The sequence below is a fragment of the Ligilactobacillus ruminis DSM 20403 = NBRC 102161 genome, assembly GCF_900113455.1.
GTDB lineage: Bacteria > Bacillota > Bacilli > Lactobacillales > Lactobacillaceae > Ligilactobacillus > Ligilactobacillus ruminis.
In genome coordinates this window covers 1-6,913 of record NZ_FOPI01000052.1, presented here as the reverse complement: position 1 = coordinate 6,913, position 6,913 = coordinate 1, and the positions used below count along the sequence as shown (strand labels likewise).

Sequence of the window (6,913 nt, the reverse complement as noted above, 5' to 3'; positions counted from 1 at the left end):
CAGTTGCCTTACTATACTCAAAGATTGGCTAACCATCACTTTGTTCAAAGTATGTCTCGTAAGGGACATTGTCTGGATAACGCACCAGTGGAAAGCTTTTTCCACATACTGAAAACTGAGTTGCTGGATGGGCTACCATTATTTGAAGACATTACTGCATTTCAAATGATGGTTCAAGACTATATCCATTTCTTTAATTACGAACGGGTTTCTTTAAAAACAAAAGGCATGACTCCGGTAGAATACCGAAATCATGCCATGACAGCTTAATTGTTTAATTTTGTCTAACTTTTTTATTGCACTTCAGTGATGGCGCGGATTTTTCATTATAGGATCTGCATTCAGCCAAGTGCAGTGTTCGTGCTCCCGAAAGTAGCCCAAAATCCTGTATTTCCCCAAAAAGACGCCAAACGATCGCAAAGAAGACGCAGATTTTTGATTTAGGAAATAATATCCGAAAAAGTTCACTTTTCACTTGACGGACATAGCATGTTTGTTAGAAAATTCAAGATGAGGAGTTCTCGTAAATTACAGAGAACTAAGAATAAAGTATAGAAGTTGGGGTAATTATGAGGAAAGTGGTTAAATTCGGCGGAAGCTCTCTTGCCGATTCAAAGCAGTTTGAAAAGGTCGGTAACATCATCAGTGCCGACGAATCAAGATTATACGTTGTTCCAAGCGCTCCTGGCAAACGTTTCTCAAAGGACACGAAAGTCACGGACATGCTGATCAAGGCTTATGAAATTACGGTTGAAGGCGGCGACTTGGGCGAACAGCTGAAGAAAATCAAAGCACGATATGATGAAATTATTGACGGACTTGGACTTGAGATGACGCTTGACGATGAATTTGCGACAATTAAGGAGAATCTTGAAAAAAATCCTTACCTTGACTATGCTTCTTCTCGCGGAGAGTATCTGAACGGAAAGGTCCTTGCAAATTATCTCGGTTTTGAGTTCATCGACCCTTATGAAACGATTTTTTTCAACGAAGAGGGGCAGCTGAATGATTACAAGACCAACAAGGTTTTGAAAAAGCGCCTTGAAGAGGTTGAACATGCGGTGATTCCCGGTTTTTACGGACAAGGAAAGGATGGACGCGTCAAGACGTTTTCGCGCGGCGGATCTGACGTGACGGGGTCAATCGTGGCTGCTGCTGCCGGGGTTGATGTTTATGAAAACTGGACCGATGTTTCAGGATTTCTTGTTGCCGATCCGCGTATCGTGGAAGATCCAGAGACAATCAGCACGATCACGTATCGTGAGCTGCGCGAGCTTTCATACATGGGAGCATCCGTTTTGCATGAAGAAGCAATTTTCCCGGTTCGCTCAAAGGGGATTCCGATCAATATCAGAAATACGAATCGTCCTCAAGATGAGGGAACATGGATCGTTGAAAGCACGGCCAAAAAACCTGCATATACGATTACCGGAGTTGCCGGCAAAAAAGGCTTTTGTTCGATTACGATTACGCAGGCCTTGATGAATTCTCAAATTGGCTTTGGACGCAGAGTGCTGCAAGCATTTGAAGAAAGCAATATTTCGTTTGAACATATGCCTTCCGGAATCGATACTCTTTCAGTCGTCGTACATGAAGACGAATTCCTGCTTAAAGAACAGGAAGTCATGGCCCGTCTTCACAGAATGACCGAACCGGATTCAATCGAAATCGAATCGGATCTGGCATTGATTGCGGTCGTTGGTCGCGGAATGAAGTCTCAAAGCGGGACTGCGGCAAGACTTTTTGCCGCACTGGCCAACGCAAACGTCAACATTCGCATGATTGACCAGGGATCTTCAGAATTGAACATTATCGTCGGCGTTGCCAATAACGATTTTGAAGCCGCAATCAGGGCAATCTACGAAAATTTTGTGGCGCGTGTGTAAAAGCTGTCAGACAATCAGAACACTGACGATATGTGAATGGTGTAAAATATGGATAATCTCATTAAACAATTAGAAGCGTTTGTTCCTTACAACGAACAGGAAGAACGCGATTTGTCCGTGATGCTTGACTTGGCCAAGAGCGGGGCGGACGTTTTGACAAGAAAGAACAAAACGGCTCATTTTTCCGCTTCGGCATGGATCGTATCACCGGATCGAAAAAGTACCTTGATGTGCTTTCACAACATTTACAACTCCTGGTCGTGGATGGGCGGACATGCTGACGGCGATGCTGATTTAAAGCACGTCGTCGTAAAGGAAATCGGCGAAGAGTGCGGCCTTTCCCCGGACAAGCTGCATTTTCTGGATGACGGCATATTCTCCGTCGAGATTTTGACGGTCAACGGGCATGAGAAACGCGGAGAATACGTGCCTTCTCATCTGCATCTGAACGTGACGTATCTTTTGGAAACGGATCCTGCATTTGACCTGCAAAGCAAACCTGATGAAAACAAGGCGGTTTCCTGGATCAGGATTGCAGATATCTCAAAGCGCGTTTCCGAACAATGGATGAATGAACGAATTTATTCAAAACTCGTTAAGAAAATTGCCGCAGCGGATTAGTTGAAAGAGGATTTGAAAAAGTCCCGTTTCTTGCTTGAATTAAATGAAAAGCCGAACGAAGGCGGTTGATTTACGACTGACTTTGTCGGCTTTTTTAAATGCAGTGCTCGCTAAATCAGCGCGCAAAATACTCATGTCCTGACGGAGCATATCTTTTGAGTGCTTTTATACATGGAAAAGAAACCGATTATTTTGGGTTATTTCCATCATAACAGGCGCTTGTCATGCATACGCAAAAAACCGGATCAGATTTGCAATCAATTGCAAATCTGATTCGTTTTTTCAATTTGAGGCAGAGTTTTCTCAAAGACCCTTTTTTAAAAAAATTTGGAGCTTCCGCATGACGAACCGCAAAGAAGAATCTCCGAATAAAAGCGCTTGCATAATTGGCTGGTTTTGCATAAAATAAAAATGATATAGCGATTGATTAGAGGGATGTTCATGGATATTGAGAAACTGCTTGCACTTTTTCCGCAAGCAAATTTGGGAGAAAAACAGGCCGGGGCGATTTCATTCAGGCAAGGGGATGCCTTTTTGAATATTCCCGCAGCTGAACTGTCAGAAAAAGAGCGAAATATTTTGGAAATTTTCTTGGGGAAAACAGCTGATTTTGAAGTCGAATGCGGAGTATGGCAGGATTATCTGACGAAAAAAAGCAATGTTAAACCAATCAAGCGCGGCAAGATCAGGTTTATCCAATATGAGATACGCTCCTTGAACCAAGCCGAGTTTGACATGGAGATGTTCAAAAAGGCTTTTTCCGCACTGTTTCCAAAAGAACCGGAAGCTGTTTTCTTTTTGTCAAAGAACAGCGGCGTGGCGGTTGAAAAAATCAATGCTGCAAGTTTTGACAAAGAGGAGTTTAAGGGAATAATTCAGGCGCTTGATGCCGATCTTGGTGCAAGCTGCCGTGTATTTGTCGGACATATCTGGAATCATAAGGATGATTTGCGCGAACTTTTTTCCTCAGAACGGCGGGTTTTTTTGACGGAAAATCCGTCTGAACAGGTTTTTGATCTGTCCGAAGTAGCGCTTCATTACTATTGTCATGAAATGACCTCAAAAAGTCCGCTTGCCCAAAAATACCATCAATTGATTTCTGAAGACCCGCAGCTGAAAAAGATCGTCGTTGCCTTGTATCATGAAAAAGGCAACGTTTCATCAGCGGCAAAAAAGTTATATCTTCACAGAAACACGCTTCAGTACAGAATAGACAGACTTCGTCAGGAGACCGGACTCAATTTGCGCCGGATGGATGACCTGGTTTTTTGCTATCTGATGCTGCAGTGACCATGGACGCTTTTGAGTGGTGCGGAAATTGAAAAGGAACGCTTTTAGCAGCTTGCGTCGTCTATGCAACCGTTTTCGTAAAAGTGCACAAAGGTTGCTGAATTTTTTGTGCAACTTGTGCTAGTCTAAAGAGAGCCTTTTCAATATAATTGTAAGCGTAAACATGATAAAAGACAGGTGAAAAAAATGGTTGAATTGAATTTAAGACATATTTACAAGCATTATGATAATGCCGAAGACGGTCAATATTCCGTAACCGACTTCAATTTGGACATCAAGGATCGGGAATTCATCGTTTTTGTCGGACCATCAGGCTGCGGCAAATCAACGACATTGCGCATGATTGCCGGCTTGGAAGACATTTCCAAGGGCGAATTTTTGATTGACGGTCGCGTTGTTAACGATGAAGCACCAAAAGATCGCGACATTGCCATGGTTTTCCAAAACTACGCCTTGTATCCTCACATGACTGTTTATGACAACATGGCATTTGGTTTGAAACTGCGCAAGTATGACAAAGGAGACATCGACAAGCGCGTTCATCATGCCGCAAAGATTTTGGGTCTGGAGGAATATCTCCAACGCAAACCGGCTGCTCTTTCTGGTGGTCAGCGTCAACGTGTTGCCTTGGGTCGCGCAATCGTGCGTGATGCACCGATTTTCTTGATGGACGAACCGCTCTCAAACCTTGATGCCAAGCTTCGCGTCTCCATGCGCGCAGAAATCGCCAAGCTGCATCAGCAACTTAAGACAACGACGATTTACGTTACGCACGATCAGACTGAAGCCATGACGATGGCAGATCGCATCGTCGTCATGCGCGACGGCAAGATTCAGCAAGTCGGAACTCCGCAAGAAGTCTACGATCATCCGGCAAACGTGTTCGTTGGTGGATTCATCGGATCACCGGCAATGAACTTCTTCAACGTGACGCTTAAGGACGGCAAAATTACCGATGATGGCAACAACTTTACGTTGTCGGTTCCAGAAGGATGCTTGAAGGTTTTGAAGGATAAGGGCTATGACGGAAAAGAAATCATCTTCGGCATTCGTCCGGAAGACATTCATTCAGAACCTGCCTTCCTCGAAACGTTCCCTGAGTCTGTCGTCAACGCTGAAGTCGTCGTTTCAGAACTTCTTGGCGCTGACTCGCAGCTTTACAGCCGCGTCGGCAATACGGAATTTGTTTCAAAAGTTGACGCGCGCGACTACCTTGCGCCAGGATCGAAGGTTCAAATGGGCTTTGACATCAACAAGGCGCACTTCTTCGACAAAGACTCGGAATTGTCCGTATATTAAAATCAGACCCCTAGTATTTCAAAGAGGCTTCGGAATGCTCCGCAGCCTCTTTTTATGTATTTTATAAAATGCAGTGCGTTCTCTCAGACGAGGATTTGTGTCACTTGAGCGCAAATAATGACCGCTTGAACCGAATTTGTTTACAGCAAATTTGAAAAATGGTTAAATTAAAAACGTAAAGAGGTGAGATGATGAGGGTTCGAGTTGAGATCGGCACTGATGTTTCGGAAAAAGAAATTGTTTTGAGAACGAACGAGTACGATGAAGAGGTTGAACGGATGCTTTCTTTGCTGCAAAAGATTCAAAAGACGCCGCAGCTGATTTTTTATAAGGACAGCACGGAATATTTCTTTTCCGCGGATAAAATTTTGTTTTTTGAAACAAGCGAAAGGCAAGTTTACGCTCATACGAAAAATGATGTTTTTGTCGTTAAGCACAGGCTTTACGAATTGGAGGGTATTTTGAGCGGAAAATTCATGCGGATTTCCAAATCGACCATCGTCAATCTCAGTCACGTATACGCTTTGACGCAGTCTATTTCAGGATGTTCGATTCAATTTGCGAATACGCACAAGCAGGTTTACGTGTCTAGAAGATATTACAAGCTGCTGCGTGAACGCATGAAGGAAGTGAGGGAAAAAATATGATGAGAAAAAAATTTTGGGGCGTGCTTTTGATTTTAGCCGCGATTGCTTTGGTTATCAGTCGCCTGGGTTTGAAATACAGCGTGCCGCTAGGTTTTTGGCAGGTTGTCGGAACGTTGTTCTTCGGTGCTGGACTGATTGAGGGGCTGAGCAAAAGGAAAATCGGAACGAGCGTTTTTTCGATTGCTTTTTTGCTGATTATTTATCAAGACCAGCTCAATCTGCGAAGCGTCGGATCCTGGACGATTCTTGGGGCAGCACTGCTGATTACGATCGGGTTGAACATGATTTTTAAGCAGCATTTTCAGTTTTGGTATGAAAATGTTTCATCAGGCAAAAATTACATTATTATTAATGGGGATAACGGAAAAGAGGAAGAAAGCAAAGAATATGAGGAATTTACCGAAAATGAGGTTGGATCGACGATCAAAGTCAATTCATTTTTGAATACGACGTCGCGATATGTTCAATCGCAAAATCTCAGACGAATCAACGTCAAGGCCAATCTTTCGGACGTCAATCTGTATTTGGACAACGCCATGCTTCAGGACGGGCATGCAACGATCAAAGTTGACGTTTCTTTAGGCGACGTCAACATTTACGTGCCGAGGTCATGGGATGTCAACAACAGCGTCGATGCTTTTTTGGCAGACGTTAAGTTTGTCGGCATGCCGTCCGGCGAAGGAACCCAAAACCTTAAAGTCGAAGGAAGCGTCCGCTTGGGCGACGTCAAGATTCACTACGTATAATTTTAAGCGGAGATGATGCCGCACTGGATTTTCTAAAAAGGTTCCTCTTGATTAAATGAAATGCCGAACGATGCGGGTCGATTTGTGACTTGTTTTGTTCGGCATTTTCTCAATTTCGATACGTGAAATCAGTTTCTTTTGCAAAATGCAGTGCTGCGAATCTGTCGTCAAGGACCGTTTACGGGCAAAATATCGATTTTTGAAATATGCCCGTAAAATGCAGCCCACGGTTACGGGCAAAACGTCGATTTTTGGGATATGCCCGTATAAGCCAGAGTCAAGTCCTAATTTGTGTGTAAAATATTTTTTCCCAGGCACCAGTTGTGCAGGGGATGCGAATGCATCCATGTCTGTCCACTATCACTCTTGAAGGAGCTGTCAAGGGTGCGCCATCTGCGCACCTCGAAGAGGTTCCCTTGACAGC

The 6,913-nt window shown here is 43.8% G+C and carries 7 protein-coding genes; all 7 read left to right on the top strand.

Annotated elements, in window-relative coordinates; genetic code table 11:
* Positions 1-270: IS3 family transposase (locus BMZ95_RS10425; protein ID WP_143455023.1), on the top strand; the 270-nt coding region annotated here is incomplete at its 5' end.
* Between the two features lie 299 nt (positions 271-569).
* A complete protein-coding gene (locus BMZ95_RS10420; RefSeq protein WP_056990486.1) occupies positions 570-1,886 on the top strand; it encodes an aspartate kinase in 1,317 nt (438 codons plus the stop codon).
* Positions 1,887-1,934: 48 nt separating this feature from the next.
* Entirely contained in the window at positions 1,935-2,507 is a 573-nt protein-coding gene (locus tag BMZ95_RS10415; protein WP_046922015.1) for an NUDIX hydrolase, read from the top strand.
* Positions 2,508-2,948: 441 nt separating this feature from the next.
* A complete protein-coding gene (locus BMZ95_RS10410; RefSeq protein WP_046922014.1) occupies positions 2,949-3,797 on the top strand; it encodes a PucR family transcriptional regulator in 849 nt (282 codons plus the stop codon).
* Positions 3,798-3,983: 186 nt separating this feature from the next.
* A complete protein-coding gene (locus tag BMZ95_RS10405) occupies positions 3,984-5,096 on the top strand; it encodes an ABC transporter ATP-binding protein (protein WP_014074203.1) in 1,113 nt (370 codons plus the stop codon).
* 191 nt (positions 5,097-5,287) lie between these two features.
* Entirely contained in the window at positions 5,288-5,743 is a 456-nt protein-coding gene (locus tag BMZ95_RS10400) for a LytTR family DNA-binding domain-containing protein (RefSeq protein WP_014074202.1), read from the top strand.
* The gene (locus tag BMZ95_RS10395; protein ID WP_046922013.1) at positions 5,740-6,489 is read left to right on the top strand and encodes a LiaF transmembrane domain-containing protein; all 750 of its coding nucleotides are present in this window, start codon (positions 5,740-5,742) and stop codon (positions 6,487-6,489) included. The genes BMZ95_RS10400 and BMZ95_RS10395 overlap by 4 nt, the downstream gene beginning before the upstream one ends.
* Positions 6,490-6,913 lie beyond the last annotated feature (424 nt).

Coding starts and splice junctions, on each gene's coding strand:
- BMZ95_RS10420 (WP_056990486.1), top strand. CDS start 570: ATGAGGAAAGTGGTTAAATTCGGCGGAAGCTCTCTTGCCGATTCAAAG.
- BMZ95_RS10415 (WP_046922015.1), top strand. CDS start 1,935: ATGGATAATCTCATTAAACAATTAGAAGCGTTTGTTCCTTACAACGAA.
- BMZ95_RS10410 (WP_046922014.1), top strand. CDS start 2,949: ATGGATATTGAGAAACTGCTTGCACTTTTTCCGCAAGCAAATTTGGGA.
- BMZ95_RS10405 (WP_014074203.1), top strand. CDS start 3,984: ATGGTTGAATTGAATTTAAGACATATTTACAAGCATTATGATAATGCC.
- BMZ95_RS10400 (WP_014074202.1), top strand. CDS start 5,288: ATGAGGGTTCGAGTTGAGATCGGCACTGATGTTTCGGAAAAAGAAATT.
- BMZ95_RS10395 (WP_046922013.1), top strand. CDS start 5,740: ATGATGAGAAAAAAATTTTGGGGCGTGCTTTTGATTTTAGCCGCGATT.